At 63.3% G+C, this 25640-nt stretch carries 23 protein-coding genes and 1 tRNA gene; 13 read left to right on the forward strand and 11 right to left on the reverse strand.

Translation table 11 applies throughout. From position 1 onward, the window contains the following. Positions 1-3 precede the first annotated feature (3 nt). Positions 4-912: a hydroxymethylglutaryl-CoA lyase gene (locus tag FHS02_RS15200; protein ID WP_137315314.1), complete on the forward strand. Its 909-nt coding sequence runs from the start codon at positions 4-6 to the stop codon at positions 910-912. Between the two features lie 403 nt (positions 913-1315). Here FHS02_RS15200 and FHS02_RS15205 read toward each other — a convergent pair. Then, positions 1316-1392: transfer RNA gene (locus FHS02_RS15205), tRNA-Pro, on the reverse strand. A gap of 125 nt (positions 1393-1517) precedes the next feature. Between FHS02_RS15205 and FHS02_RS15210 the strand changes: the two genes are divergently transcribed. From FHS02_RS15210 to FHS02_RS15220, 3 genes are read left to right on the forward strand one after another with little or no spacing between them, the layout of a single operon-like run. After that, positions 1518-2150 (forward strand): hypothetical protein, encoded by a 633-nt coding sequence (locus FHS02_RS15210; protein WP_137315315.1) that lies wholly within the window; start codon positions 1518-1520, stop codon positions 2148-2150. A gap of 13 nt (positions 2151-2163) precedes the next feature. Then, on the forward strand, positions 2164-2775 hold the full coding sequence (locus tag FHS02_RS15215) for a glutathione S-transferase family protein (protein WP_137315316.1): 612 nt from the start codon (positions 2164-2166) through the stop codon (positions 2773-2775). Between the two features lie 57 nt (positions 2776-2832). Beyond that, positions 2833-4632 (forward strand): putative bifunctional diguanylate cyclase/phosphodiesterase, encoded by a 1800-nt coding sequence (locus FHS02_RS15220; RefSeq protein ID WP_137315317.1) that lies wholly within the window; start codon positions 2833-2835, stop codon positions 4630-4632. Positions 4633-4778: 146 nt separating this feature from the next. On the opposite strand, the gene rsmI is transcribed toward FHS02_RS15220, so the two are convergent. Beyond that, on the reverse strand, positions 4779-5690 hold the full coding sequence (gene rsmI / locus FHS02_RS15225) for a 16S rRNA (cytidine(1402)-2'-O)-methyltransferase (protein WP_137315318.1): 912 nt from the start codon (positions 5688-5690) through the stop codon (positions 4779-4781). A 124-nt stretch (positions 5691-5814) separates the two neighbouring features. Here rsmI and FHS02_RS15230 point away from each other — a divergent pair, with 124 nt between their 5' ends. From FHS02_RS15230 to FHS02_RS15260, 7 genes are all read left to right on the forward strand, one after another. Further along, entirely contained in the window at positions 5815-6993 is a 1179-nt protein-coding gene (locus FHS02_RS15230) for a penicillin-binding protein activator (protein ID WP_229422282.1), read from the forward strand. A gap of 7 nt (positions 6994-7000) precedes the next feature. Beyond that, positions 7001-7348 (forward strand): YraN family protein, encoded by a 348-nt coding sequence (locus tag FHS02_RS15235; RefSeq protein WP_137315320.1) that lies wholly within the window; start codon positions 7001-7003, stop codon positions 7346-7348. A gap of 110 nt (positions 7349-7458) precedes the next feature. Then, positions 7459-9255, forward strand: a complete 1797-nt coding sequence (locus FHS02_RS15240) for a sensor histidine kinase (protein WP_137315321.1) — start codon at positions 7459-7461, stop codon at positions 9253-9255. Next, positions 9252-12266: a sensor histidine kinase gene (locus FHS02_RS15245; protein ID WP_137315322.1), complete on the forward strand. Its 3015-nt coding sequence runs from the start codon at positions 9252-9254 to the stop codon at positions 12264-12266. The genes FHS02_RS15240 and FHS02_RS15245 overlap by 4 nt, the downstream gene beginning before the upstream one ends. 118 nt (positions 12267-12384) lie before the next feature. Further along, positions 12385-12981 carry a phosphoheptose isomerase gene (locus FHS02_RS15250; RefSeq protein ID WP_137315323.1) on the forward strand — a complete coding sequence of 199 codons (597 nt, stop codon included), beginning with the start codon at positions 12385-12387 and terminating at the stop codon, positions 12979-12981. After that, positions 12974-13624: a BON domain-containing protein gene (locus tag FHS02_RS15255; RefSeq protein ID WP_229422283.1), complete on the forward strand. Its 651-nt coding sequence runs from the start codon at positions 12974-12976 to the stop codon at positions 13622-13624. The genes FHS02_RS15250 and FHS02_RS15255 overlap by 8 nt, the downstream gene beginning before the upstream one ends. 25 nt (positions 13625-13649) lie before the next feature. Further along, entirely contained in the window at positions 13650-14162 is a 513-nt protein-coding gene (locus FHS02_RS15260) for a peroxiredoxin family protein (RefSeq protein ID WP_137315325.1), read from the forward strand. A 31-nt stretch (positions 14163-14193) separates the two neighbouring features. Here the strand turns inward: FHS02_RS15260 and FHS02_RS15265 are convergent, their stop codons facing one another. After that, complete coding sequence (locus FHS02_RS15265; protein WP_137315326.1) at positions 14194-14895, reverse strand: beta/gamma crystallin family protein; 702 nt, start codon at positions 14893-14895, stop codon at positions 14194-14196. Between the two features lie 289 nt (positions 14896-15184). Here FHS02_RS15265 and FHS02_RS15270 point away from each other — a divergent pair, with 289 nt between their 5' ends. Continuing rightward, entirely contained in the window at positions 15185-16807 is a 1623-nt protein-coding gene (locus FHS02_RS15270; protein ID WP_175424870.1) for a TonB-dependent receptor, read from the forward strand. Next, a complete protein-coding gene (locus tag FHS02_RS31855; protein WP_175424871.1) occupies positions 16804-17298 on the forward strand; it encodes an outer membrane beta-barrel protein in 495 nt (164 codons plus the stop codon). The genes FHS02_RS15270 and FHS02_RS31855 overlap by 4 nt, the downstream gene beginning before the upstream one ends. Positions 17299-17541: 243 nt before the next feature. Here the strand turns inward: FHS02_RS31855 and FHS02_RS15280 are convergent, their stop codons facing one another. From FHS02_RS15280 to FHS02_RS15315, 8 genes are all read right to left on the reverse strand, one after another. Then, positions 17542-19098: a hypothetical protein gene (locus tag FHS02_RS15280; RefSeq protein ID WP_137315329.1), complete on the reverse strand. Its 1557-nt coding sequence runs from the start codon at positions 19096-19098 to the stop codon at positions 17542-17544. Between the two features lie 4 nt (positions 19099-19102). Then, positions 19103-20149 carry a nucleoid-associated protein gene (locus FHS02_RS15285; RefSeq protein WP_137315330.1) on the reverse strand — a complete coding sequence of 349 codons (1047 nt, stop codon included), beginning with the start codon at positions 20147-20149 and terminating at the stop codon, positions 19103-19105. Between the two features lie 212 nt (positions 20150-20361). Then, on the reverse strand, positions 20362-20961 hold the full coding sequence (locus tag FHS02_RS15290; RefSeq protein WP_229422284.1) for a LysE family translocator: 600 nt from the start codon (positions 20959-20961) through the stop codon (positions 20362-20364). 136 nt (positions 20962-21097) lie between these two features. Next, positions 21098-21241, reverse strand: coding sequence for a hypothetical protein (locus FHS02_RS15295; RefSeq protein ID WP_175424872.1), 144 nt, complete (start codon positions 21239-21241; stop codon positions 21098-21100). Between the two features lies 1 nt (position 21242). Next, entirely contained in the window at positions 21243-21665 is a 423-nt protein-coding gene (locus FHS02_RS15300; RefSeq protein WP_137315331.1) for a PaaI family thioesterase, read from the reverse strand. A gap of 75 nt (positions 21666-21740) precedes the next feature. Continuing rightward, on the reverse strand, positions 21741-22664 hold the full coding sequence (locus tag FHS02_RS15305) for an ABC transporter permease (RefSeq protein WP_137315332.1): 924 nt from the start codon (positions 22662-22664) through the stop codon (positions 21741-21743). Continuing rightward, on the reverse strand, positions 22661-23764 hold the full coding sequence (locus tag FHS02_RS15310; RefSeq protein WP_137315333.1) for an ABC transporter permease: 1104 nt from the start codon (positions 23762-23764) through the stop codon (positions 22661-22663). Before FHS02_RS15310 ends, FHS02_RS15305 begins: the two co-directional genes overlap by 4 nt. Continuing rightward, entirely contained in the window at positions 23751-25376 is a 1626-nt protein-coding gene (locus FHS02_RS15315; RefSeq protein ID WP_137315334.1) for an ABC transporter ATP-binding protein, read from the reverse strand. Before FHS02_RS15315 ends, FHS02_RS15310 begins: the two co-directional genes overlap by 14 nt. Positions 25377-25640: the final 264 nt, after the last annotated feature.

A 25640-nucleotide genomic window follows, 5' to 3' on the forward strand; every position in this document is an offset into this window, starting at 1 on the left:
GACATGAACCTGCCGAAAAAAGTGAAGATCGTCGAAGTGGGCCCGCGCGACGGCCTGCAGAACGAAAAGGAAAACGTGCCGGCCGAGGTGAAGATCGCGCTGGTCGACCGCCTGTCCGCCGCCGGCTTCCCGAACGTGGAAGCGGCGGCGTTCGTGTCGCCGAAATGGGTGCCGCAGATGGCCACCAGCCGCGCGGTCATGGACGGCATCGCACGCAGGGACGGCGTGATCTACTCGGCGCTGACGCCGAACATGCAGGGCTTCGAAGCCGCGCTTGCAGCGAAGGCCGACGAGGTGGTGATCTTCGGCTCGGCGTCGGAAGCCTTCTCGCAGCGAAACATCAACTGCTCGATCGCCGAATCGATCGCCCGCTTCGAACCGGTGGCGAAGGCGGCGAAGGACCATGGCGTGCGGCTGCGCGGCAGCATCAGCACGGCGTTCGGCTGCCCGTACCAGGGCGAGGTCCCGCTGGAGGCCGTGGCGGACGTGGTGGCGCGGATGCGCGACCTGGGCTGCGACGAGATCGACATCGCCGACACGATCGGCGTGGCCACGCCGCGGCATGCCCAGGCGGTGATGGCAACGGCGATCCGCGCCTTCCGCGTCGATGCGCTGGCCGGCCACTTCCATGACACATATGGACAGGCGCTGGCCAACATCTACGCATCGCTGGAATTGGGGATTTCGATCTTCCACTCGTCCGTGGCCGGCCTGGGCGGCTGCCCGTATGCAAAGGGTGCCACCGGCAATATCGCCACCGAGGACGTTCTCTACATGATGAACGGCCTGGGCATCGACACGGGCGTCGACCTGGATGCCGTGGTGGATGCGGGCGCTTATATTTCGCAGTTCCTTGGGCGCAAGAGTTCCAGCCGCGCCGGGAATGCCCTGCTGGCCAAACGCAACGGCTGATATATAGCTGAGCCCGTGTCACCGTGCCTGGCACGCGGACACGCCACGAGGACATGCATAGCCCGGCTGAGCCCGTGTCACCGTGCCTGGCACGCGGACACGCATGAGGACACGGATTGTCCGGCTGAGCCCGTGTCACCGTGCCTGGCACGCGGACACGCATGAGGACACGGATTGTCCGGCTGAGCTCGTGTCACCGTGCCTGGCACGCGGACACGCATGAGGACACGGATTTTCCGGCTGAGCTCGTGTCACCGTGCCTGGCACGCGGACATGGGCTCGACAACATGGAAAACACGAGTAACACAGGCAATAACTGGCTGTGCCATAAGTTTTATTCAAAACCGTCCGCACAAACAAAAACCCCCGCAAGCCTAAACTTGCAGGGGTTCCTGATGAATCTTGGTCGGAGTACAAGGATTCGAACCTTGGACCCTCTGGTCCCAAACCAGATGCGCTACCGGGCTGCGCTACACTCCGAAGAAGCAAGATAATACCGCTCGAACTCGATTGCGTCAAGGGTCTCTTAAAATATTCGTTGTGGTGCTCACATAGCAAATGAGCAATATGCGAATATAAGCATCCCTGTTCCAGGACTTGGAGCCATGCAACAGACCCTGACTTACCCCAGTGGACCGCGCCGCAGCAGGCTGGTAGCGGGCATTGCCGTCTCGATCTTGCTGCACGCGCTGCTGCTGGCGCTGTGGCGCACGCCGGGGGTGCCGCCCGTTCAGGTCGACGAGCGGCGCTGGACGCAGCCGTTGACGATCCGGATCGTGCCACCGCCTCCGCCGCCGGAACCGGTGGTGCGTGCCGAGCCCCCGCCGCCCCGGGCGAAGCCGGACAAGCCGGCGGCCCGTCCGGCACCGGCACGCGCCGAGTCCATCACCGCCGAGCGCCCCGAGCCCGACCGCACCGGGCCGGCCATGACGGTTGTCCCGGCAAGGCCTGCCGATCCCGCCGAGCCGGCGCCGGCCGACAGCACGCCGCGCTTCGATCCCGACGCGGCGCGCTCCGCCGCCCGGGCGATGGCAAACGATCTCGATACGCCGTCGGGCAACTGGGTGGGGGAAAAACTGAAGAAGGAGCGCGAATTGCAGGAAACGCGCGAAGCCCGGCTGGGCCGCAATATTGCGAACTCGGCGCGGCCCGACTGCAAGACCGCGTATGCCGGTGCAGGCCTGCTGGCACCGCTGATCATGTTGATGGACAAAAAAGACAGTGGCTGCAAATTCTGACGAAAGGACAACAATGCTGACAATCCTCGGGAAGCTCCCATCGATCAACGTGCGCAAGGTGCTGTGGACTTGCCGCCTGCTGGAATTGCCGTACGAACTCGAACCGTGGGGCAAGGGGGAGCGCGATCCGAACGTGCCGGAATTCCTGGCGCTCAATCCGAACGCCCAGGTGCCGGTGCTGCGCGACGGCGATACCGTGCTGTGGGAGTCGAACACGATCTGCCGCTACCTCGCGCACGACAGCTTCCTGCTGCCGGCCGACCGCCTGCAGCGCGCCCGCATCGAGCAGTGGATGGACTGGCAGGCCACTGAGCTGAATGCCGCGTGGCGGCCGGCGGCCATGACGCTGCTGCGCGGCAGTACGCAATTCAGCCCGGAAGTGGTCGCCGCAAGCGTGCGCGACTGGAACACGAAGATGACCTTGCTGGACCGTCACCTGGAGCGCACCGGCGCCTTCGTGGCCGGCGACACCCTTTCCCTGGCCGACGTGGTCATCGGCGTTTCCGTGCATCGCTGGAGTGCCACGCCGATCGAACGCGCCGAGCTGCCCGCCGTGGCTGCCTACATGGAGCGCCTGGCGCAAGTGCCCGGCCATGCCGAGAACTGCGGAGCAGGAACACCATGAATTTCATTTCTGAATAATTGATCTAAATCAATAAATTTTTACGCCCGGCTTGCTTTAATGCCGGGCATGATTTGCGACATGTTCGAGGCGGCCGACCCAATAGCCGCCAACCTGAAATTCCGCCAACCGGTTCCAGCTTGCGGCGATACCTGCCCTGCCGCGATCGACGAGCGCGACGTGCGCCTGTTGCGCGAGCGCGAGGAACTGTACCGGCTGACATTCAACCAGGCCGCCGTCGGCATCGCCCACGTGGCCGCCAATGGCCGGCCGGTGCGCGTCAACCGCAAGTATTGCGCCATCACGGGCTACAGCGAGGTCGAACTGCAGCGGCTGACGACCTGCGAGCTGACCCATCCGGACGACCGCGCCCAGGACGAATCGCTGCAGCAGCGCCTGCGTTCCGGCGACATCGCCGAATATTCGCGCGAAAAACGCTACCTGCACAAGAACGGGCACGCGGTGTGGATCAATGTCACCGTGTCGGCCCTGTTCGATGCCGCCGGCGAGCGTCGCTACATCACCGTGGTGGAAGACATCTCGCGCCGCAAGGGCGCCGAGGAAACGCTGCTGCGGATGGCCAGCCACGATGCGCTGACGGGCCTGCCCAACCGCCTGCTGCTGGAAGACCGGCTGTCGCACGCGATCGCGCACGCGCAGCGCACGCAGACGCTGGTGGCGGTGATGTTCGTCGACCTCGACCGCTTCAAGAACATCAACGACAGCCTGGGTCACGATGCCGGCGACGAAGTGATCGTCGAGGCCGGCCGGCGCATCGCGCGCCACCTGCGCGACGGCGATACGGCGGCGCGGCAGGGCGGCGACGAATTCGTCGTCGTGCTGGGCGGCCTGGCGCGGGAGGCCGATGCCTGTACCGTTGCGCAGGACATCCTCGACACGCTATGCCAGCCAATGCTGCTGCGCGGACAGGAAATCTTCCCGGCCGGCAGCATCGGCATCGGCCTATATCCGCGCGATGGCACCGATACCCCGACCCTGCTGAAGAACGCCGATACGGCGATGTACCGCGCCAAGGGCGACGGCGGCAACAAGTACCAGTTCTATGCCAACAGCATGAGCCTGGATGCGCTGGACAGCCTGCGCATGGAAGGCGCACTGCGCCGCGCGCTGGAGCGTGACGAATTCCGGCTGTATTACCAGCCCCAGGTGGATATCGCTACCGGTGCCGTGATCGGCGTCGAGGCGCTGCTGCGCTGGCAGCCGCAACTGGGACCGATGATCGCGCCCGACGACTTCATCCCGCTCGCGGAGCAGACCGGCCTTATCGTGCCGATCGGCGACTGGGTACTGGCCACTGCATGCGCGCAGCAAAAGTCCTGGCGCGACGCCGGGCTGCCGCCGCTGACGGTGAGCGTGAACCTGTCCGCACGGCAATTCCAGCACCGTGACCTGGTCGGACTGGTGGCCCGGCTGGTGCGTGACACGGGTTGCGATGCATCGTCGCTGGCGCTGGAAATCACCGAAACGGCAGTGATGGAAAACCCCCAGGCGGCGGTGGCGATCTTCCGCCAGCTCAGCAAGATGGGCGTGCGGCTGGCGATCGACGATTTCGGCACCGGCTATTCGAGCCTGGCCTACCTGAAGCGCTTCCCGATCGACAGCCTGAAGATCGACCGCTCGTTCGTGCGCGACATCACGGACGACACCGACGACGCGGCCATCGTCCATTCCGTGATCGCGCTGGCGCACAGCATGAAGCTGAAGGTGGTGGCCGAAGGCGTGGAAGACGCGCGCCAGCTGCAGTTCCTGCGCGAGCACGGCTGCGACCAGATGCAGGGGTATTACATCAGCAAGCCCGTGCCACCGGCCGGCATCGAATCACTGCTGCAAAACCGGTAGGGAAGCAGGGGTTCGGGGAGCACCGCCAATCAAAACCGGTGACAGGCTCCAGTTATTCTGAAACGAATATTTCAAATTAACTGGTGTCTGTCACCGGTTTTCCGGAAACATTTCAAAAAAACTGGACGGTCCGCCGCCGCGGTCTGTCACCGGTTTTCGTCCTTCAGCGCCAGCGCGCGGTCGTACAGGGCGTTCTTCTTGGCGCCCGTGATCTGCGCGGCAATGCTGGCGGCCTGCTTGAGCGGCAGTTCGGCCAGCAGGATCTTCAGCACCCGCTCGGCCTCGGCCTCCTGCGCATCCGATTGCGCGGCGGCGCCTTCCAGCAGCACGACGAACTCGCCCTTCTCGCGGTGCGCGTCGCCGGCCAGCCATGCTTCGGCTTCGGACAGCGGGCAGCGGTGGATCTCTTCGAACAGCTTGGTGAGCTCGCGCGCGAACACCACCTGCCGGGTGGGCTCGAACACGGCCACCAGCGACTGCGCAAACTCGGCGATGCGGTGCGGCGCCTCGTAGAACACCATCGTGGCGGTCACGTTGCGCAGGGCGCCCAGCGCGGTGTCGCGCTGCTTCGGCTTGGCCGGCAGGAAGCCGACGAAGTAGAACTGATCGTTGACCAGCCCGCTGGCCGACAGTGCCGCGACGGCGGCCGATGCGCCGGGCAGCGGCACCACGCGCAGGCCCGCCGCGCGCACCGCGTCGACGATCTTCGCGCCCGGGTCGGAGACGGCCGGCGTGCCCGCATCCGACACCAGCGCGATGCGCTCGCCGGCCTGCAGGCGCCGCACGATCGTCTCGCCGGCTTCCCTTTCGTTATGCATGTGCGCGGCCAGCAGGGGCTTGCTGATACCGAAGCGCCCCATCAGGTGGGCGGTGTTGCGGGTATCCTCGCAGGCGACCGCATCGACCAGTCCGAGAACGTGCAACGCGCGCAGGCCAATGTCGGTAACATTGCCGATGGGAGTGGCCACTACATACAATGTTGCCGTAGGATACGTCTGAAGTGCGGTCTCGCCGAGCACCGGCAAGGCGGCGATCGGGCTGGATTCGTGAACTGTCATTGGGGGTAGGATGCTCGCTGAAAAGATCAAAACACTGCTGTCGTGCGTGGTGGCCGCGCTTTCCGTGTCGGCGTGCAGCACACCCTGCGGCAGTCCGGGGGCATTGTGCGCGCCAATCGAAACCGTGACAAGTCCGCCGCCGCGCGTGACCGCGCCGCCCGAACGCAAGCCGCCGCCACCGCCCGAGGAATCGGCGCAGGTCGAAACGTTCGCCGTGGCGATGCCCGGCACGGTCCCCGAAGGCCAGGATGCTGCCGCGGTGCCGGGACAGACCGTTCGCATCGGCCTGATGCTGCCGCTGCGCTCCGAAGCGCTGGGCCGCGCCGCGGACGCCGTGCGCGCCGGCTTCATGGCGGCCTGGGAACGCGACCGCGCCGGCTTCGAAGTCACCGTCGTGGAAACCGGCGATGCCGCCGGCGAGATCCTCTCAACCTACCAGTCCACGCTGGCGCAGCAGGACATCATCGTCGGCCCGCTGGCCCGTTCCGCCGTCACCGCGCTGGCCGCCAGCCCGGCGGTGACCAAGCCCACCATCGCGCTGAACCATCCCGAGGACCGCGACGGCACTGCGCTGCCGCCGCAAATGCTGTCGATCGGCCTGTCGATCGAGGACGAGGCGCGCCAGGTGGCCGAATGGGCCGCGCGCGAGCACCCGGGCGCCAACGTGATGATCCTGTCCGGCAGCGCCGCGTGGCAGGACCGCATCGCCAAGGCGTTCGCCGCGCACGCGTCGCAGGTGGGCATGGCCACGAAGACGCTGGAACTGACCGCGCTGAACGGCTACCTGAGCGACGGCGAAATGGTGGCGCTGCGCGCCCGCCTCGCCGAACAGCCGGTGGACCTGCTGTTTGCCGCGCTCGATGCCGACCAGGCGCGCCAGCTCCGCGTAGCACTCTCCGCGCCGCCGCTGGGCGATATTCCGGTGTACGGCACGTCGTCGCTGAACTCGGGCCGCGTGTCGCTGTACCAGGGCGCCGAACTCGATGGCGTGAAGCTGCTCGACCTGCCCTGGCAGATCCAGCGCGACAGCCCCACGGTGGCAAGCTACCCGCAGCCGGCGCCGCGCGACGAGGAACGCCTCACCGCCGACATGGAGCGCCTGTACGCGCTGGGCATCGACGCCTTCCGCGTGGCGCGCGAAATCGCGCTGCGCCCCGGCCAGCCGATCGCGCTGGATGGCGTCACGGGCCAGCTGTCGATCGACTTCGGCAACGGTCCGGCGCGCATGAAGCGCGTCGAGCCGACGGCGATCTACCGCAACGGCGTACCGGTTCCCGTTACCGCACCGCTCACCACGCCATGATCCATCCATGGCCCGGACCGACCTGCAGCGCAAGGGCCAGCTGGGCGAAGATGCCGCCCTCGACCACCTGCGGCTGCATGGGCTGGTGCTGGTCGAACGCAACTTCAGCTGCAAGGGCGGTGAGCTCGACCTGATCATGCGCGATGGCGCCCACCTCGTGTTCGTCGAGGTGCGGCGCCGCCGCAGCCGTGCCTTCGGCGGTGCCGCCGCCAGCATCACACCGGCCAAGCAGCGCCGCATGAAGATCGCCGCGCAGGTGTTCCTGCTGCGCTACCGGAGCCTGCCGCCGTGCCGCTTCGACGTGGTAGCGATCGACGGCGACACGATCGGCTGGCTGAAGAACGTGCTCGATTGAGCCGCCGTCACGGGGCACCAGGTTTGCAAGCCGTATTCCAGTGATACCATACCCAGCTGATCAATCACCCGCGAGTCTGCCCGGGCGGCGCATGCCCGCCCGCCTGTACCATGAAGACACGCACTTACCTCCTGATGATGCTGGTGGCGATCATCGTTCCCGTCGCCGGCCTGTCGATACTCGGACTGTCGATGCTGCTGGAATCCGAACGCGAATCGCGCTTGCGCGGCATCCAGGAGGTAGCGAATTCCACGACCCTGCTGATCGACAGCGAAGTGGCCAGGGCCGAAGGCGCGCTCCGGGTCGCCGCGAATTCCCGCGAGATCCTGACCGAGGATTTCGAAGGCCTGTACCGCCTGCTGGCGGCGACCCGGACTTCGCCGTTGACCTGGACGATGGTCGCGGATTACTCGGGCAGTGGCGTCATCAACACACTGCTGCCCTATGGCGCGCCGCTGGCGAAAAATACCGGCAAGTGGGCTGCCAATATCTACGATGGGCAGACCAGCCGGATAGGCGGCTATTTCATCGGCGCGAGTTCGAAACGCGGCGTGGTATCGGTCAACGTTCCCGTTCCAGCGGCGGCCGGCAGGAAATATGTCGTCGTGCAGATCTTCGACCCGAACTACTTCAACAAGATCCTGCACCGCGATGCGCTGAAGCCGGAATGGATCGTCGGCCTCTTCGATGCGAACGGAATCTCGATGGCACGCAACAAGGGCGCCGCGCAGTTCGTCGGCAAGCCGGTCCGTCCGGAACTGTGGGAAGCCTCGCGCCGGCAGCCGAGCGGCATGCTGAAGAACACCACACGCGACGGCGTCCAGGTCTACAACATGTTCGTGCGTTCCAGCCTGACCGGCTGGACCCTGGCAATCGGCGTGCCCGTCGAGGAGATCGAGTCGGCCGCGCGGCTGGTCACCTGGTATGCCGCCGCCGCGCTGCTGGCGATCCTGGGCGGCGCGGTCAGCATCGCGGTCTTTTTCGCGCGCCGTATCGACCGGGCATTCGAGGGCGCGACTTCGGCGGCCCAGGCATTGGCCAGGGGCACGGTGGTCACGGTCGCCCCTTCGGGCCTGCAGGAAGTGGATGCGCTGCTGCACGTGCTGCACGGCAGCGGCCTGGCGCTTGCACGTGAAAGCGCGGCGCGCGCCGCACTGGAGGAGGAGCGCGAACGGCTGCTCGCCATGGAACGGTCGGCACGCCAGCGTGCCGAGGCGCAGGACCATGCCAAGGACAACTTCATTTCCATGCTGAGCCACGAGCTGCGCAATCCACTGGCGGCGATCACCAACGGCATTGCCGTGGGCCGCATGCCGGCCATGCCGGAACCGAACCGCGAAAAGGCCTGGAACATCGTCCATCGCCAGCTCGCCCACCTGACCCACATGGTGGGCGACCTGCTCGACGTACGGCGCGTCCTGTCGGGCAAGGTGACGTTGCAGACAGAGCGCGTCAACGTCGGCGAACTGGTGAAATTCTGCTGCGATTCGAAGCGCGTGTCGAATGCCAAGGAGCACGAATGGGCGGTCTCCGTCGTCGATGCCCATGTGATCGGCGATGCCAACCGGCTCGCGCAAATCGTCGACAACATCCTGGCCAATGCCATCAAGTACACCCCGGATGGCGGAAAGATCGCGGTGCGCACCTGCTGCGCCGGAGGCACGATCGTCATCGAGGTAGCCGATACGGGCGTGGGCATCGCGCCGGAAGTGCTGCCGACGATCTTCGATTCGCTCGTGCAGGGGCCGACCACCATCGACCGCTCCCAGGGCGGCCTCGGGCTCGGGCTATCCATCGCGCGGGGCCTGGTGCTGATGCATGGCGGAACGATCGACGCCGCCAGCGACGGCCCTGGCGAAGGCAGCACGTTTACCGTCCGCCTGCCGCAGGATGCCGGGGATCGATGATCTTTCGCATCGCCGGGATCCTGCTGTTTGTTTCGATGGCCTGCCGGGGGTTGGCCTGCGCCGCGGTACCGGCACCCGCTGGTCAAGCTACGGCGGTTCAGGCATCCGCGGGCCAGGCCGGATTACTCACCGACTACACCCACACCGCCTGGACCGATCTGGATGGCGCGCCGGTGGGCGTCACGAAATTCGCCCAGGGCCCGGACGGCTGGCTGTGGATCGGTACCCCGACCGGCCTGTACCGCTACGACGGCGTGCAGTTCGAACGCACCGACACCGTGTACGGACACGCTCTCCAGTCCAGCAACATCATGGCGCTGACCACCACGCCGGATGGCGCCCTGTGGGTCGGCTACCGGGTCGGCGGCATTTCCGTGTTCAGCAAGGAAGGCACGCATACGTACATGGAGAACGACGGCGTGCAGCCGGCCGGCGTGATGCACCTGGAAGCGGCGCCGGACGGCGCGATCTGGGCAGCGATGCGCGATGGCGTGGCCGTACTGCCGCCGGGCGGCAAGCGCTTCCGTTACCTGAAGGACGAAGCCGGCCTGCCCGCCCGCGGCGTGTTCCAGGTGCTGTTCGCGCGCGACGGCACGACCTGGATCGGGACCAACTCGGGGGCGTATTTCCGCCGGCCGGGCGAAACCCGCTTCACGCAAGCGTGGCCGCGCAAGACGCTCGTCTGGCTGGCCGAAGCGCCGGACGGCACGCTGTGGGGCAACGATTTCGAACACGGCTATCACCGGGTGCATACCGCGCCGCCCGCCGGCCCGGCGGCCAGGCCTGAGCTCGCCGGTGTCGGCATGTATTTCGACCGGCAGGGGACGATGTGGATGCTGCATACCGACAGCCTGGAGCGCAAGCTGCCGCAGGATGGCGCAGGCCGGCCGGACCAGTTCCTGTCGCCGCTGAACGGCATCAGCGGCGCCATCCTGGGCGCGATCTTCCAGGACCGCGAAGGCAACCTGTGGATCGGCACCTCGCGCGGCATCGACCGGCTGCGGCCGAACCGGCTGCACACCGTACCGGTCGCCACGCAGCTCGAGTATCCAGCGCTGGTGGCCGGACCATCCGGCGACATGTGGGTCGGCGACTACGCCCGCGACCTGTGGCGCTACGGCCCCGGCGGGCGCATCGCACGCGAAGTGCCGGGCGCCCTGACGGCCAGCTACACGGCACCCGATGGCGTGATGTGGCTGGGCGGGATGGAGGGCATCGTGCGGCGCGCCCCGGATGGCACGCTGGCGACGATTCCGTACCCGGGCGGCCTGAAGACATATCGGGTCCATGCCATGCAGCAGGATCGCGACGGCGCACTGTGGGCGTCCTTCAACACCGGCGACGGCGTCTACAAGCTCGTCGCGGACAACTGGATAAAGTCGGGCGTCTTGCCGGGCATTCCCGGGCTGCTCACCACATCGATGGCCCGCGATGGCGAAGGCGCGTTATGGATGGCGCAACAGCGCAGCCAGGTTACCGTCGTCAACGGCGGCACGGTACGCACGCTCGGCCCCGCCCAGGGCCTGGCCCTGGGCACCGTCCTGTATCTCTGCTTCGACGGCAAGGCCGGCGCCGGCGCGGTATGGGCAGGCGGGGAATACGGCGTCGCCCTGTATCGCAACGGCCGCTTCATCGCCCTGCACGGCGCGCGCGACGAACGTTTCAGGGGCGTGTCGGGCATCGTCCGGCTGCCGGACGGCGACCTGTGGCTGCACGGCGCCGACGGCCTGTACCGCATCGCCGCCACCGAACTGGACGCGTGGCTGAACAGCGGACGTGCCGTGGACTTCGAGCGTTTCGATGCGCGCGACGGCATGCAGGGCCATGCGGCGCAACTGCGCCCGGTACCGTCGCTGCGGCGTTCGCGCGACGGCCTGCTCTGGTATGCCACCACGGGCTCGGTGGGCACCATCGACCCGGCCGGCATCCCGCGCAACCGGCTGGCGCCGCCGGTCGACATCACCGCCATCCTCGCCGACGGCGTGCGCCATGCCATCGCCGGACCGGCGCTGCGCCTGCCGCAGGGCACCCGCAGCCTGCAGGTCGACTTCACCGCGCTTTCCCTGTCGATCCCGGAACGGGTGCGCCTGCGCTACCGGCTGGTCGGGCTGGACCGCGCGTGGCAGGAGACCAGCGGGCAGGCCGGACGCCGCCAGGCAAACTACACCAACCTGGCGCCGGGCCATTACCGCTTCGAAGTCATCGCCGCCAACGAGGATGGCCTGTGGAACACGGAAGGCGCCGCGCTGGACATCGGCATTCCGCCCACGTTCGTGCAAAGCGCCTGGTTCAAGCTGCTGCTGGCGGCGGCCGGCCTGCTGCTGCTGTACGCCGCCTACGCCTTGCGGATCCGCTACCTCACGCGGCGCATGCGGGAGCGCCTGCACGAACGCCTGGCCGAGCGCACGCGCATCGCGCGCACCCTGCACGACACGCTGCTGCAAAGCATGCAATCGCTGCTGCTGTCGTTCGACGCGCACAGCCGCTACCTGAAGGAAGGCTCGCTGGAACGCACGCGCCTGGACCAGACGCTGGACCTGGCCGAGCGGCTGCTTGTCGAAGGGCGCGACCAGATCATGGAATTGCGCGAGACGGCCGCGCCGGAAGTGCTGGAACTGACGCTCGGCCGGTATGGCAAGGGCCTGGCCGATCACGGAACGCACGCCTTCGACATGCACGTGACCGGCACGCCGCGGCAACTGCGGCCGGACGTGCACGAGGAAATCTACGCCATCGCACGCGAGGCGCTGTTCAACGCATCGCGCTATGCGGATGCCACCCGGATCGAGCTCGGCCTGGATTACGGCAGCCGCTCGTTCGCCGTGCGCATCCGCGACAACGGCCGCGGCCTGGCCGAATCCGTCGCCGCGGCGGGCGGCCGGCCCGGCCACTGGGGGCTGGTGGGCATGCGCGAGCGCGCCGCCAGCATCGGCGCCACGCTCGATATCGACAGCAAGCCGGGTGCCGGCACGGACATCACGGTGACGCTGCCGGCCCGCAAGGCTTACTGAACGGCCCGGCCGCATGGCCGAAAGCACACTCTTAACCTTTTCATAAGCTGCTTTTGTAAGCATTATTAACAGGCGTTGCCGGTCGCGACGGTGCGCAGCACTATATAATTTCAAGACTATGACGAACCAACGCATCCTCTCGCACTTCCACGAAAGTGCCGAAACCAAGATCCAGTCCGCCACCGTGCTCGCGCAACCGCTGGCGCAGGCGATCGAACTGATGTTCTCAGCCCTTTCCAACGGCAACAAGATTCTCGCCTGCGGCAACGGCGGCTCGGCTGCCGACTCCCAGCATTTCGCGGCGGAGCTGGTGGGCCGTTTCGAGCGCGAGCGCTTTCCGCTGCCCGCGCTGGCACTGACCACCGATACGTCGCTGCTGACGGCGGTGGCGAACGATTACAGCTATCGCGAAATCTTCAGCAAGCAGGTGCAGGCGTTCGGCCAGGCCGGCGATATCCTGCTGGCCATCTCCACGTCCGGCAATTCGGCCAACGTGATGGCCGCGATCGAAGCGGCGCTGGAGCGTGAGATGCGCGTGGTGGCGCTGACCGGCAAGGGCGGCGGCGCCATCGGCAAGATGCTGACCGATGCCGACGTGCACATCTGCGTCCCCGCCGAACGCACGGCCCGTATCCAGGAAGTACACCTGACGTGTATCCATTGCATTTGCGACGGCATCGATGTCGCCCTGTTCGGAGGAGATGTGCATGAGTAATGCCTTGCTGAGCCGTCTGCAGCGCCCGGTCGCGATCGCCCTGCTGGGTGGCGTGTTGATGAGCAGCCTGTCGGGCTGCGTCGGCCTGGTGGTCGGCGGTGCCGTCGCCGGCACGATGGCGGCGTCGGACCGCCGCACGTTCGGCGCGCAAACCGAAGACAAGACCATTGGGGTCAAGGCCAGCACGCGGCTGCGCAATATCCTCGACGATACCGGCCATGTGAACGTCAATGCCTTCAACCGCAAGGTGCTGATCACCGGCGAAGTGCCCGACCAGGCGAAGAAGGATGCCGTCGAGCGCGAAGTGAAGGCCATCGAAGGCGTGCAGTCGGTCACCAACGAGCTGGCGATCGCCGGCCCGGCCAGCTACACGTCGCGCTCGAACGACGCGCTGCTGACCACGAAGGTGAAGGCCAGCCTGGTCGACGCAAAGGACATTTCCGCCAATTCGTTCAAGGTGATCACCGAGCGCGGCGAGGTATACCTGATGGGCCGCGTAACGCAGTTCGAGGCCAACCGCGCCACCGAAATCGCCCGCGGCGTCAGCGGCGTGACGAAAGTGGTGCGCGTGTTCGAATACATCTCGGAAGAAGAGTACAAGCAGTACCAGACCACGCCGGCCCCGGCGCAGGCATCGAACTAACGGCGCGAACTGACGGGCATCCAGCATGAGCAGCTCTTCCAAAGCGTGGGTCAAGCCGGCGCTCGCGGCCGCCGTGATCGCCGGCCTGGGCTTCGCCGCCTACACGTCGCTGACCAGCGCGCCGGCCGCGCCGCAGGTCACGTTCACCGGCATCAAGGGTGAACGCATCACGCCGGCTGACCTGCGCGGCAAGGTGGTGATGGTCAATTTCTGGGCCACCTCGTGCGTCACCTGCGTGGCCGAAATGCCGGAAATGGTCGACACGTACAACAAGTTCAAGGGCCAGGGCCTGGAATTCATCGCCGTGGCGATGAAGTACGACCCGCCGAACTACGTGGTGAAATTCACCGAAACGCGGCAGCTGCCGTTCAAGGTCGCACTCGACATCACCGGCGAAGCCGCCAGGGCCTACGGCGACGTGTCGCTGACGCCGACCACCTTCGTCATCGGCAAGGATGGCAGGATCATCAAGCGCTACGTGGGCAAGCCGGAATTCGCCGCGCTGCACGAGCTGCTGGCGAAGGCGCTGAAGGGATAGAAAAAAGACGCCGCGGCGTCTTTTTTTTTCATCAGCGCAGGCGGCGCACGGACGACGCCTGGTTGTTCAGCCCTTCGAGCGCCGGATAGCGGCCCGGCCCATAGACCAGGCAGCGGCCGCGGTAGTCGTCATGCTCGCAGACTTCCCACTGGCCTTCGCGCACGATCAGCGAGCCTGCGCGGTCATTGAAATCCTTCGAGCGCAGGGAGCCCGTGTCTCCCCCCACGACGACGCGGTCTCCACCGAAATTGCGGGCCGCATACAGCTCGACCGGCGGGCCGCGCCGCTCGTCGTTCCTGCGGTCGCGCCAGTCCTCCCTGCGCTCGTCGCGGTCGCGGCGGATGTCGTCCCGGTATTCACCCCGATCTTCGCCCCGACCTTCGCCCCAGTTTCCACCGCGGCCATCGCCGCGGTCGCGCCGGCGATCCACTTCCCGAACCGACGAGATCTGGTCGTTGAAGCGGCCCAGCGTCGGGTACTCGCCCCTCTCCAGCACCAGGCAACGGCCGCCGAAGTCCTTGTGTTCGCACACTTCCCAGGCACCCGAATGGACGACGACCGACGACGCGCGATCGTTGAAGCTGCGATGGACGAAGTTCGGGTCGGTGTCGCGCACGGTCACTTTCGGCCCGCGAAAATCGGCATCCGTATACAGCGATATCTCGCCGGCGGCGGCGTGGCCAGCGTGGATCATGGTTGCCAGCAAGGCTGCGGTGGCGAACAGGTGTTTCATAAATACTCCATCTGATGCGTTATCCGGCGCGATGCGCGCACGGAACGTGGTTTGCTGATTTGTTCTTGGTCGTTCCCTGATTTATTCCATAACGCAACAGCACTGCGGACGGTGCACGCGCCAGCTGTAACAAATTCCTACGGCCCGTCCGGGCCGGCATGAACCGGTCACGCAACCGATGGCCCCTGGCCGCTCGTCCCATGCTTTTCGGCCCCTGTCACAGCGGCGATTTCACCGGCGGCACGCGTCCCTATACTCGGGCTCTCCCGACATGGCGGCACCGCGCCGCATGCGATACCAAACCTGGGACCTGGAACCGATGAGACCTGGAACGACCATTTTCGCCAGCCTGTGCGCACTCCTTGCGCTGCCGCCAGCGCGCGCCGGGGAGCCGCCGATCGCGACGGTCACCGTGACGGCGAGGAAGGAGCCCGTCGTGAAGAAACTCGACAGGACGGTTTACGACGTCTCCAGCATGGCCAGGGCCGCAAACGGGACCGCGCAGGACGTACTGCAGGCAACGCCCGAGGTATCGGTAACGGCCGACGGGCACATCGCCGTCAAGGGCAATGCCCAGGTCACGGTGCTGGTCGATGGCAAGCCGACGGCGGCGCTGTCGGGCGACGAGCGGGCCGTCGCGCTGCAGACCATGAGCGGCGCCGACATCGCCAGCGTCGAGGTCATCACCAATCCCTCCGCCGCCCAGCAGGCCAACGGCGGTGCGATCGTCAATATCGTCCTGAAGCGCGACCGCAAGCCGGGCGCCCGCGCGCAGCTGCGGGGCAGCGCCGCGGACCAGGGGCTGTGGAATGCCGCGGCGTCCGGCGACATGACAACGAAGGATCTCAGCGTGCATGGCAGCCTGGCATACCGCCATGACGGCACGCGCAAATCGCGCCGGTCGGCGGTCGACCGGCACGATCCGCTCAGCGGCGAGAGCGGGCAGACACTGCAGGCTTCGGAAGTCTTCGTCCGCCGCATCGTCCAGAACGCGGCATTGGGCGTCGATTACACGTTGAGCGAAACCGATAGCGTCAGCCTGTCGGCACGGCATGACGAACGCCGCTCGCGCCCGCTGCTGGACACGCTCAACATGGTACGAACCGGGGCCGGCGACACGATCTACCACCGCATTTCGCACGGCCCCAACGAGCAGTCCGACGACAGCGCCAGCCTGGCCTATACGCACCGGGGCCGCGGCACCGCACTCAAGGCAACCGTCCAGCGCAGCAGGACGAACGGGCTGGTCGACAAGTCCTACCAGGACGTATTCGTCGCACCGCTACGCGCCGCGGGCTACGGCCGTGGCGCCACCCGGTCGGCGCGCCGGCTCGACCAGGCCACGCTCGACTGGAGCCGCAGGAGCGAACACGGCCAGTGGGGCATGGGACTGGATCTCCAGGACGAGGTCATCGACCTCGCCAACTACCAGGCGGCCGTCGATCCTGCGACCGGCGTGGAAGCCCCCGATGCCGATACGACCAACGCCTATGCCGTGACGACGCGGCTGGCCGCCGCCTGGCTGACCCGCCAGATCACGCACAGCCAATGGCAAGTGCTGCTGGGCGGCCGCTTCGAACGCATGGCGCTGCGGGTGGGGCCGGCGCAGGGCAGCGCGCTGGCCAGGCACTGGCAGGCGTTCAACCCCAGCCTTCACGTGAAATACGCGATCACCGGTAAGGCCGACCTGACGCTGGCCTATCGCCGCAGCCTGCAGCGCCCCGATCCGCGCGACCTCAATCCGTTCACCACCTACGTCGATGCGCAAAACCTGAGCCGGGGCAATCCCGGCCTGGACCCGCAACGCCTGACAGCATGGGAGATCGGCACCGATGCGGCAGGCGATCACCTGAACGGCAGCCTGGGCGCTTTCCACCGCGTCAGCCGCAGCACGGTGACCGATGCACGGTGACCGATGCACGCAGCTTTACCGATCACGTGCTGGTGACGTCGAAGCAGAATGGCGGACAGGCCCGCTCCACCGGCGTCACCGGCGCCATCGACTGGACGCCAGATGCGAAGCTGCGCCTGGGCATGGACGGCGGCATGTACCGCCTCATGCTGGCGACACCCGACTTTGCCGGCATGGTGCGCCAGGACGATATCGCGGGCTACCTCAACCTCAGGGCGGCGTACCGCGCCGGTCATGACGACGTGTCGCTCGATGCGCATGTCCAGTCGGCCACCATCGCCCCGCTCGGCCGGCGCGGGGCGACCAGCAGCGTGAACTTGACCTGGAAGCGCGCATTGACCGGCACGCTGAGCCTGACCGTCAACGCCAGCGATATCCTCGACGGCAGCAAGCGCACTTATTGGACGGACACCGGCACCTTCCGCCAGGCCGGCTTCGATCATTTCGTCGCGCGGCGCGTTTATGTGGGATTTGTTAAAAGAATGGACTAAGCAGATAACGCATATGCTTAGGAGATCACTGATCCTGAAAATCTGAATTGAATTAGAGCCGAGCTTTCTTCGAAGGGTAATTTTACCCTTAAAATAAGGTATTGGAGTAGACTTTGGCACTTCAATATACCCGGCCTATCGTACATATTGACTGCAATTCTCTAAGTAAACGCATAACCAAATAATAATTATCCGCCCACCTCATACTGTAGATAACTAGACACAAACAACTTCCAAATAAATTTACATCTCTGGACCAATGTATCGCGGCTTGACTGTGATTTTTTTAACCGATCGTTCACGTTCGGTATGTTGTTCCTTAGTTTCTACTTTGCTATCCGAATTTATATTCTTTTGTCCGGCAACAAAATTAAAAACCAAAAAACCAGCGATGTAAAGGAGTAAGAAAGACCAAAGCATTTTATTCCACCAACTGGCATACTTATCTATTTGTTTTTGCAATTGAACTTTGTTTTCGGCGATAGCTGGCGTCACTGATCTATTGATTTCATTTGGTAACAAAACGCCCTGATAATTTGTTTGCAAGACATTTGCCAGCGTAACCGATGCAACTTCAAATCTATCATTGACATCGCTGCGCATCAGCCGAAGCCAAATCCAAGATGTTGCAGATAGAAATACCACAATAATTAAGTAGGGCCAAGAAAATACTGAATTTACGCTAAGATCTTTGACACCATTTATTATCACTACTGTCAGTAAAAAAGTAATTATTATTAAGGCGTTGTTCTTAAGGGAATCTAGCATACTTTCAGACAAAACATTTGTTTTGTTAATAGCATCAAGTAACATCTCTGCTATTTTCCCTTTAACCTCTAAGTAGCTTTCAATATTTCCTTTTAAATAGATCTGGTAATTGGAATGAATGGCATCCAAAACTGCCTGACTAAAAATAGGATGGCCGTTTTGATTCAAATGTAAAGATATTACATTTCTAGCCAATCCGAGACGGTCTGCCACAGTATCGGTGTCATATACCCAACGGTAAATCTTGTACAACATCGGCGCATTTTGAATAACATAATCTGTGTCGATATTTTCAATAATTACCGCTTTGTATCCATACATCCTCAATGAAAGCTTCCCATCACGGTCTAGATCGGAAACATTCGAGAGATACACTAGTGATAGTGTTCCACAAGCAAGCGCGAAGAACCTATCGAAGGCGGCACGACCACACGGATCACGAAAATGAAAGTCGTTCGGGAGAAGTGCAAATCCGCTTACTCCAGAAAATGATGAACCTTCTTTAAAATTGCCAATTATTGCTCTTCGGTCCAAATTCTGCGTTCGTACATTGGACGGGCTTTGCCCAAAGGAAAGCGTATGCGTAGAAAATTCACCAATACTATCCATTACATTAAAATGGAGTATCCCTTCCAATAAGCTAGATAAGGTGGCGAGTACTGCAGTAAATTTAGCCGATGATAGATATTTTTCAAATTCTGCAATGGAGTAGATCGAAATAACATCATTCACCTTATTTTTCGTTATTTTCAACGATACCGATATTTCACCTACTTCCTCCGCTTCAATTGCAAAGGCGTTTACTTCGGCAGTATCGAACGGGATCGTATTAATAGTAAGGTGTGAGCCGCCAGCCTCGATGTGTAATTCAAACGTATCACGAACTGCAATTGTCGATAAGGTCGCGATTACTGCATTTACTGGCTGAACATCTTGGATTGAAATTATGTACGATAACAGAAAACTAGTAATAGTCTCCTGTACTTCAACAGTATCCGCATTAACTAAAGATGAAATGAAGTGGTTAAACATTCACTTAACCTCTGAAATCAAAATCCTTGATGTTTTCGGTCTGAATCACAAGAACATTCCGACCATCGTCCGTTTTGGACGCCCAGATTTTATCCTTTAAATTTTCGACGCCTTCCTTAATCGACAATGTAATCTCCGGTGACAGTACGACTTTTCGTTGATTATAGGAAACCACTGAAGGATCAAGCGTAAACTGCGCGTCGAAATTTTTTGTTATCGGTAAATTTCTTAGTTTTTGCTCGACAATTGCTAGCTTAGGTTTCGCATTTCCATCGATTGGGACATAGCTCTTTAATAAATTATCGACAAAATTACCGAATCGCATCTCAGATTTTTGCTTAAACGCGGCTATAGTCGCATTCCTGAGTACACTATAGTCAGCAGGGAATTCACGCTTGAGAATACCGACTGTCTTAATAACAGCATCTACCGCATTCTTGGTGTTCTCTGAATCACTTCGCTTAACAACAAGCTCTAAAAAATATTTCCACCAGTAAACAGCCGGCGTTCCATTAGTATCAAACACTTGGACATCAAATGGCCCAGAGAGTGTATCAATATTTACACTCACAGCTTTATATAGTTTTCGATCTTCAGCCAAACCTGATCGACGAATTAACGCATTTATATCGATAAACGAACTATGTTCAATTTTTACGCCAAGGTACCACGTGAACCCGGAGTCTGTATAAATAAATTGCAGCAGACTACCTTTCGTAACAGGGTTTAAGTTCGGGTGCCTAGCTTCGCTAGCAGTTTCTTCGCGCATTAATCGTTGCGCAAGTAAATCAGCAGATGGGTTAGAATCTAACCTTTGATTAACTAAAAAACTTTTTAGGCACGTCACAAATTCTGTCGCAACGCTGACAGGTGAGTAAACTCTTTTGTGAGATTGTTCTTGAATCTCATTAAGAAGTTTCGACAAATACCCATGAAGATCATTAGCCGTTGCACTGATCGGAACTTTTTGAACAGAGTTACTATGTGAATCTATATGGTGCATAACCGAGCTAAGAATACTTCTGCCAACAACTATACCTGAGCCGTCCATACCATCCTTTAGGAAATTATGTAAGATTAATCCTACATTATGCTCGTAGTGGCCAGCAAGAAATCTCTCCAATTGTCACGGAGAGAAGTAGTATTATGTCAAACTTGCTGCTTTACTCAAGAATCCGGCCTTATTCCATGCATGAGTTATGCTTTTCGCTGATCTGTAAATCGTGTGCTTTGGGTACCTAAAGAGGAATTGCACGCAATCGCTCACAGCCACATCGCCAGCGCCGAATACACCGTCAACGCCACCATCACCGCGCAGAACACCTTGCGCCACAGCGGCTGCGACAGGTAGCGCCGCAGCAGTGCGCCGGCGCCGGTCCACACGGAGATGCAGGGCAGGTTGACGGCGCAGAAGACCAGGCAGAACACGGCGATCGCGAGCAAAGCCGGCATGCCTTGCGGCAGGAAGGCCGAGCTGCCGGTGATCGCCATGACCCAGGCCTTCGGATTGCAGAACTGGAAAACGGCCGCCGCCATGAAACCCATCGGCTTGCGTGCCTGCTCGGCCTCGCCGTCGAACCGCATGTCGCGCAGTTGCCACGCCAGGTACAGCAGGTAGCCCGAACCCGCCACCCTGAGCGCGAACCGGGCCGCGGGCACCGCCATCACCAGCGCACCGATACCGGTCGCGCAAATGGCCAGCAGCACGCCGAAGCCGACCGTAATGCCCAGCATGTGCGGGATCGAACGGCGGAAGCCGAACCAGATGCCGGAAGAGGTCAGCATGATGTTGTTCGGCCCGGGCGTGATCGACGACACGAACGCGAACATCATCAGCGGCAGGTACGGGATCAGGGTGTGCATGGCATGGTTCCTTGGACGAGGATCCATGCTAATCGAACTGGCTCGTACAGTACCGATACAGTGGTGACGATCACCCCTGGCTACGTGACGGAAGTTGTACCAGTACACTTCGGCACCGCTTCAACGCCCCGGAGTGCTAATGCCGCCCGCGCTTCTCCTTCTCCTGCTTCTCCTTTTTCTCCTCATCCTTGCGCTTGCGATGCTCGCTCCATTCCCGCACGATCGGCGCCAGCGCCGCCATGATTCCCGCAACGATGATCGCTATCGCCGCGTACAGCATGTCATTTCGGGTACAGCACCATCTGCGTGCAGCGGAACAGCGCGATCGTCTTGCCGGTCGCCTTGTTGCTGACGGTGGCATCCCACACCTGGGTGGTCTTGCCCATGTGGACGGCCCTGGCCGTGACGGCGATCGTGCCTTCGCGCACGGTGCCCAGGTGGTTCGATTTCAGCTCGATCGTGGTGAAATTCTCGGCGCCTTCCGGCAGGCTGACAAAGCAGCCGTAGCCGCAAGCCGTATCGGCCAGCGTGACCACGGTGCCGGCATGGAGAAAGCCGTTCGGCGCCAGGTGATGCTTCCGGATTTCGATCTCGGCGGAGAGCTCGCCCTGCGCAGCCGCGGTGAAGCGGATATTCATGTGGTCCGGCAGCGTGCCGTTGGCGCGGCTGTTGAAGCGTTCGAGTTTTTGCTGGATGTCGTCCATGGTGTGTCCCCGGTGTGAATGCTGCATCATAAACCCGGGAACACGCCATGCCAGCCGAGCGGCTGTTCTAAACGCTCAATCGGCCTTGAAATTCTGCCCCAGCGACATCGGCTTGTTGAGCAGGATGGTCTTCGGATCGCGGCAGATGATCACCAGGATCACGATCGTGGCGAGATACGGCAGCATCGACAGGAATTGCGATGGTACATCCAGCCCCATGCCCTGGCCGTGGAACTGCAGCACGGTGACGCCGCCGAACAGGTAGGCGCCGAGCACCACGTTGCGCGGCTTCCACGTGGCGAACACCACCTGCGCCAGCGCGATCCAGCCGCGGCCGGCCGTCATGCCCTCCACCCACATCGGCGTCAATGCCAGCGACATGTAGGCGCCGCCCACGCCCGCCATGGCGCCGCCGAACAGCACGGCCGCGTAGCGCAGCTTGATCACCGGCATGCCGATCGCGTGGGCGCTGTGCGGCGCCTCGCCGACGGCACGGATCTGCAGGCCGATGCGCGTGCGCGCCAGCATCCAGCCCACCGCGGCGACCAGCAGCAGCGACAGGTAGACGACCGCATCGAAGCGGAACAGCAGCGGCCCGATGAACGGCAGGTCCGACAGGACCGGGAACGACAGCTTTGCGATCGGCTCCACCGTCTGGCCCACCAGGTCGCGGCCGAGGAAGGCCGACAGGCCGATGCCGAACAGCGTCAGCGCGAGACCCGTCGCCACCTGGTTGGTCTGCAGCGTCAGCACGAGGAAGCCGAACACCAGCGACATCGCCATGCCGGCCAGCAGCGCGGCCAGCAGGCCCATGGTGAGCGAGCCGGTGTGCAGCGTTGCCATGAAGCCCGTCACGGCGCCCACCAGCATGATGCCTTCGAGCCCCAGGTTCAGCACGCCGGAGCGTTCGGCCACCAGTTCGCCGGACGACGCCAGCACGAGCGGCGTGGCGGCACCGGCGGTGCTGGCCAGGAATGCGATTACATAGTCGGGATTCATGCGGCGATCTCCGGAGTTGCCGCCGTTTTCGCGGCGGATGCCACGCGCACGCGCGGCTTGAAGCGGTAGTGGATGAACAGGTCGGCCGCCAGCAGGTAGAACAGCAGCAGGCCCTGGAACAGGCCGGTGATGGCCGATGGCAGCTGCAGTTCGATCTGCGCGGCCTCGCCGCCGATGTACAGCAGCGACATCAGCAGCGCGGCCAGCAGCACGCCGACCGGATGCAGCCGGCCGACATAGGCGACGATGATCGCGGCGAAGCCGTAGCCCGGCGATACGGAAGGCTGCAGCTGCCCGATCGGACCGGCCACCTCCCCTACCCCTGCCAGCCCGGCCATCGCGCCGCTGACGAGGAACGCCAGCCACACGTTGCGCGGCGCCGAGAAGCCCGCATACAGCGCGGCGGCCGGCGCCATGCCGCTGACCTGCATCCGGTAGCCGGCGAACGTGTGGCGGCAGAAGAACCATGCGCCCACGACACCCACCAGCGACAGCAGGAACGCCGCATTGACGCGCAGGCCTTCGACCAGCAGCGGCAGCGTTGCCGAGTCGCCGAACATCTTCGATTGCGGGAAATTGAAACCGTCCGGGTCGCGCAGCGGGCCATGCACCAGGTAGCTCAACAGCAGGTAAGCCACGTACACCAGCATCAGGCTGACCAGGATCTCGCTGGTATTGAAGCGCGTGCGCAGCAGTGCGGGAATCGCCGCCCACGCCATGCCGCCCAGCGCGCCGGCGACCAGCATCAGCGGCAGTACCCACGGCGCCTCGACGCCATCGAAATACAGCGCCACGCAACCGGCGGCGATGGCGCCCACCGTCAGCTGGCCGTCCGCGCCGATGTTGTGCACGTCGGCCCGGAAGCCGATCGCCAGGCCCACGCCGCACAGGATCAGCGGGGTGGCTTTCAGCAGCAGTTCGCCCACGCCGTACAGCGTGGTGGCGGGCTTGATGAAGTACACGTAGAACGCGTGCAGCGGCTCCTGGCCCAGGAACAGGAACAGGATCGAACCGGTGACGAGCATCGCCAGCGCGGCGAGCAGCGGCGACGCGAGCATCATCGCGCGCGAGGGTGCGGGGCGGGCTTCAAGCCGGGACATGGCGGTTTCCTTCCTGGTTCGTGGCAGCGGGTTGCGCGGCTGTGGAAAAGTCGCCACTCATCCACACCCCGATCTGGTTGACGGTGGCGTCTTCGACGGCGACGGCGCGCGACAGGCGCCCCTTGGCCAGCACGGCGATGCGGTCGCACATCATGAACAGCTCGTCGAGCTCCTCGGAGATCACCAGCACGGCCACGCCCTGGTCGCGCAGGTCGATGATGGCCTGGCGGATCAGCATCGCCGCGCCGATGTCGACGCCCCAGGTGGGCTGCGCCAGCACCATCACCTTCGGCGCCAGCGCGATTTCACGGCCGACGATGAATTTCTGCAGGTTGCCGCCGGAAAGGCTGGAGGCCGCCGATCCCGAACCGCCGCACTTCACCTTGAAACGGCCGATGACGCTGTCGGCAAAGCCGCGGATCGCGCCGCGGCGGATCAGGCCTCCCAACAAACCGTTGCGCAGCATGCCGGCGCCGTCGGCCAGGTATCCCGTCAGCAGCGCGTTGTCGGCCAGCGACATGGCGGGTACGGCGCCGCGCCCCAGCCGCTCTTCCGGCACGAAGCCGAGGCCGAGCCGGCGGCGCGCGGCCGCGTTCAGCCGCCCCGCTTCCACGCCGAACAGGCGGATGCCTTTTGCCTGGCGCAGCGGCACCTCGCCGGAAATCGCCTTCATCAATTCCTGCTGGCCGTTACCGGACACGCCCGCCAGCCCGACGATCTCGCCGGCATGGATATCGAGCGTGATGTCGTGCAGGTCGGTGCCGAACGGATCCGGGCTGGGCAAGGACAGCTTGTCCAGCGCCAGCCGCACTTCCCCCGGTTCGCGCGGTGCCAGCGTGCAGGTCGGCAGGTCGCCGCCGATCATCAGTTCGGCCAGTTCGTGCGCGGTCTGCGTCTTTGGCGTGGCGGTGCCGGAAACGCGGCCGGCACGCAGCACGGTCGCCTTGTCGCACAGCGCCTGGATCTCGTCGAGCTTGTGGCTGATATAGAGAATGCTGACGCCCTCCGCCGCCAGCTGGCGCAGCGACACGAACAGCTTCTGCACCGCATCCGGCGTCAGCACCGACGTCGGTTCGTCCATGATCAGCAGGCGCGGCGACTGCAGCAGGCAGCGCACGATTTCCACGCGCTGGCGTTCGCCGACGGACATGCTGTGCACGCGGCGCTCCGGATCGAGCGGCAGGCCATAGCGGGCCGATACTTCGCGGATTTGCGGCGCCAGCCTGGCCGGCGAGGTCTTGCCGTCCAGCGCCAGCGCGATGTTCTCGGCCACGGTCAGCGTTTCGAACAGCGCGAAGTGCTGGAATACCATGCCGATGCCGAGCCGGCGCGCGGCGGCCGGCGACGGGATCGTGACCTGTTTGCCTTCCCACAGGATCTCGCCCGCATCGGGCCGCGTCACGCCATAGATCATCTTCATCAGCGTGCTCTTGCCGGCACCGTTCTCGCCCAGCACCGCGTGGATTTCGCCCGGCATCACCGTCAGGTCCACGCTGTCGTTGGCGACGACGGAAGGATAGATCTTGGAAATTCCCAGCAGCCGCAGCCGCGGTTCGGCTTTTTGCCGCCCGGGCGGCGTGGCCCTTGGCTGGCTGATCTCAGGTTCGCTCATCTGCGGCTCCATCAGGGGTAACGGCAAATCCTGTGCAAGTTGCATGCCATCATTTCCACTGGCAGGAAAAGCAGAGCCGGCCGTCACGGAACACTGGACGCGCCAACTTGTATACAAACTGCACCATGAAATGTGCACTATTGCGCCAATACCGTGCGTCCGCGACAGCATCGCATCGCCACTGCCGTGCACGGTTCCTGCTTTGCCATTACGATCGCGTGCGGATCGATCCCGCCCGATCCCGAACCGAAAGCGGAGACTGTC

The organism is Pseudoduganella umbonata (assembly GCF_014192225.1).
In the GTDB taxonomy this organism is placed as follows: domain Bacteria; phylum Pseudomonadota; class Gammaproteobacteria; order Burkholderiales; family Burkholderiaceae_D; genus Rugamonas; species Rugamonas umbonata.

Coding starts and splice junctions, on each gene's coding strand:
- FHS02_RS15200 (WP_137315314.1), top strand. CDS start 4: ATGAACCTGCCGAAAAAAGTGAAGATCGTCGAAGTGGGCCCGCGCGAC.
- FHS02_RS15210 (WP_137315315.1), top strand. CDS start 1,518: ATGCAACAGACCCTGACTTACCCCAGTGGACCGCGCCGCAGCAGGCTG.
- FHS02_RS15215 (WP_137315316.1), top strand. CDS start 2,164: ATGCTGACAATCCTCGGGAAGCTCCCATCGATCAACGTGCGCAAGGTG.
- FHS02_RS15220 (WP_137315317.1), top strand. CDS start 2,833: ATGCCGGGCATGATTTGCGACATGTTCGAGGCGGCCGACCCAATAGCC.
- rsmI (WP_137315318.1), bottom strand. CDS start 5,690: ATGACAGTTCACGAATCCAGCCCGATCGCCGCCTTGCCGGTGCTCGGC.
- FHS02_RS15235 (WP_137315320.1), top strand. CDS start 7,001: ATGGCCCGGACCGACCTGCAGCGCAAGGGCCAGCTGGGCGAAGATGCC.
- FHS02_RS15240 (WP_137315321.1), top strand. CDS start 7,459: ATGAAGACACGCACTTACCTCCTGATGATGCTGGTGGCGATCATCGTT.
- FHS02_RS15245 (WP_137315322.1), top strand. CDS start 9,252: ATGATCTTTCGCATCGCCGGGATCCTGCTGTTTGTTTCGATGGCCTGC.
- FHS02_RS15250 (WP_137315323.1), top strand. CDS start 12,385: ATGACGAACCAACGCATCCTCTCGCACTTCCACGAAAGTGCCGAAACC.
- FHS02_RS15255 (WP_229422283.1), top strand. CDS start 12,974: ATGAGTAATGCCTTGCTGAGCCGTCTGCAGCGCCCGGTCGCGATCGCC.
- FHS02_RS15260 (WP_137315325.1), top strand. CDS start 13,650: ATGAGCAGCTCTTCCAAAGCGTGGGTCAAGCCGGCGCTCGCGGCCGCC.
- FHS02_RS15265 (WP_137315326.1), bottom strand. CDS start 14,895: ATGAAACACCTGTTCGCCACCGCAGCCTTGCTGGCAACCATGATCCAC.
- FHS02_RS15270 (WP_175424870.1), top strand. CDS start 15,185: ATGCGATACCAAACCTGGGACCTGGAACCGATGAGACCTGGAACGACC.
- FHS02_RS15280 (WP_137315329.1), bottom strand. CDS start 19,098: ATGTTTAACCACTTCATTTCATCTTTAGTTAATGCGGATACTGTTGAA.
- FHS02_RS15285 (WP_137315330.1), bottom strand. CDS start 20,149: ATGGACGGCTCAGGTATAGTTGTTGGCAGAAGTATTCTTAGCTCGGTT.
- FHS02_RS15290 (WP_229422284.1), bottom strand. CDS start 20,961: ATGCACACCCTGATCCCGTACCTGCCGCTGATGATGTTCGCGTTCGTG.
- FHS02_RS15295 (WP_175424872.1), bottom strand. CDS start 21,241: ATGCTGTACGCGGCGATAGCGATCATCGTTGCGGGAATCATGGCGGCG.
- FHS02_RS15300 (WP_137315331.1), bottom strand. CDS start 21,665: ATGGACGACATCCAGCAAAAACTCGAACGCTTCAACAGCCGCGCCAAC.
- FHS02_RS15305 (WP_137315332.1), bottom strand. CDS start 22,664: ATGAATCCCGACTATGTAATCGCATTCCTGGCCAGCACCGCCGGTGCC.
- FHS02_RS15310 (WP_137315333.1), bottom strand. CDS start 23,764: ATGTCCCGGCTTGAAGCCCGCCCCGCACCCTCGCGCGCGATGATGCTC.
- FHS02_RS15315 (WP_137315334.1), bottom strand. CDS start 25,376: ATGAGCGAACCTGAGATCAGCCAGCCAAGGGCCACGCCGCCCGGGCGG.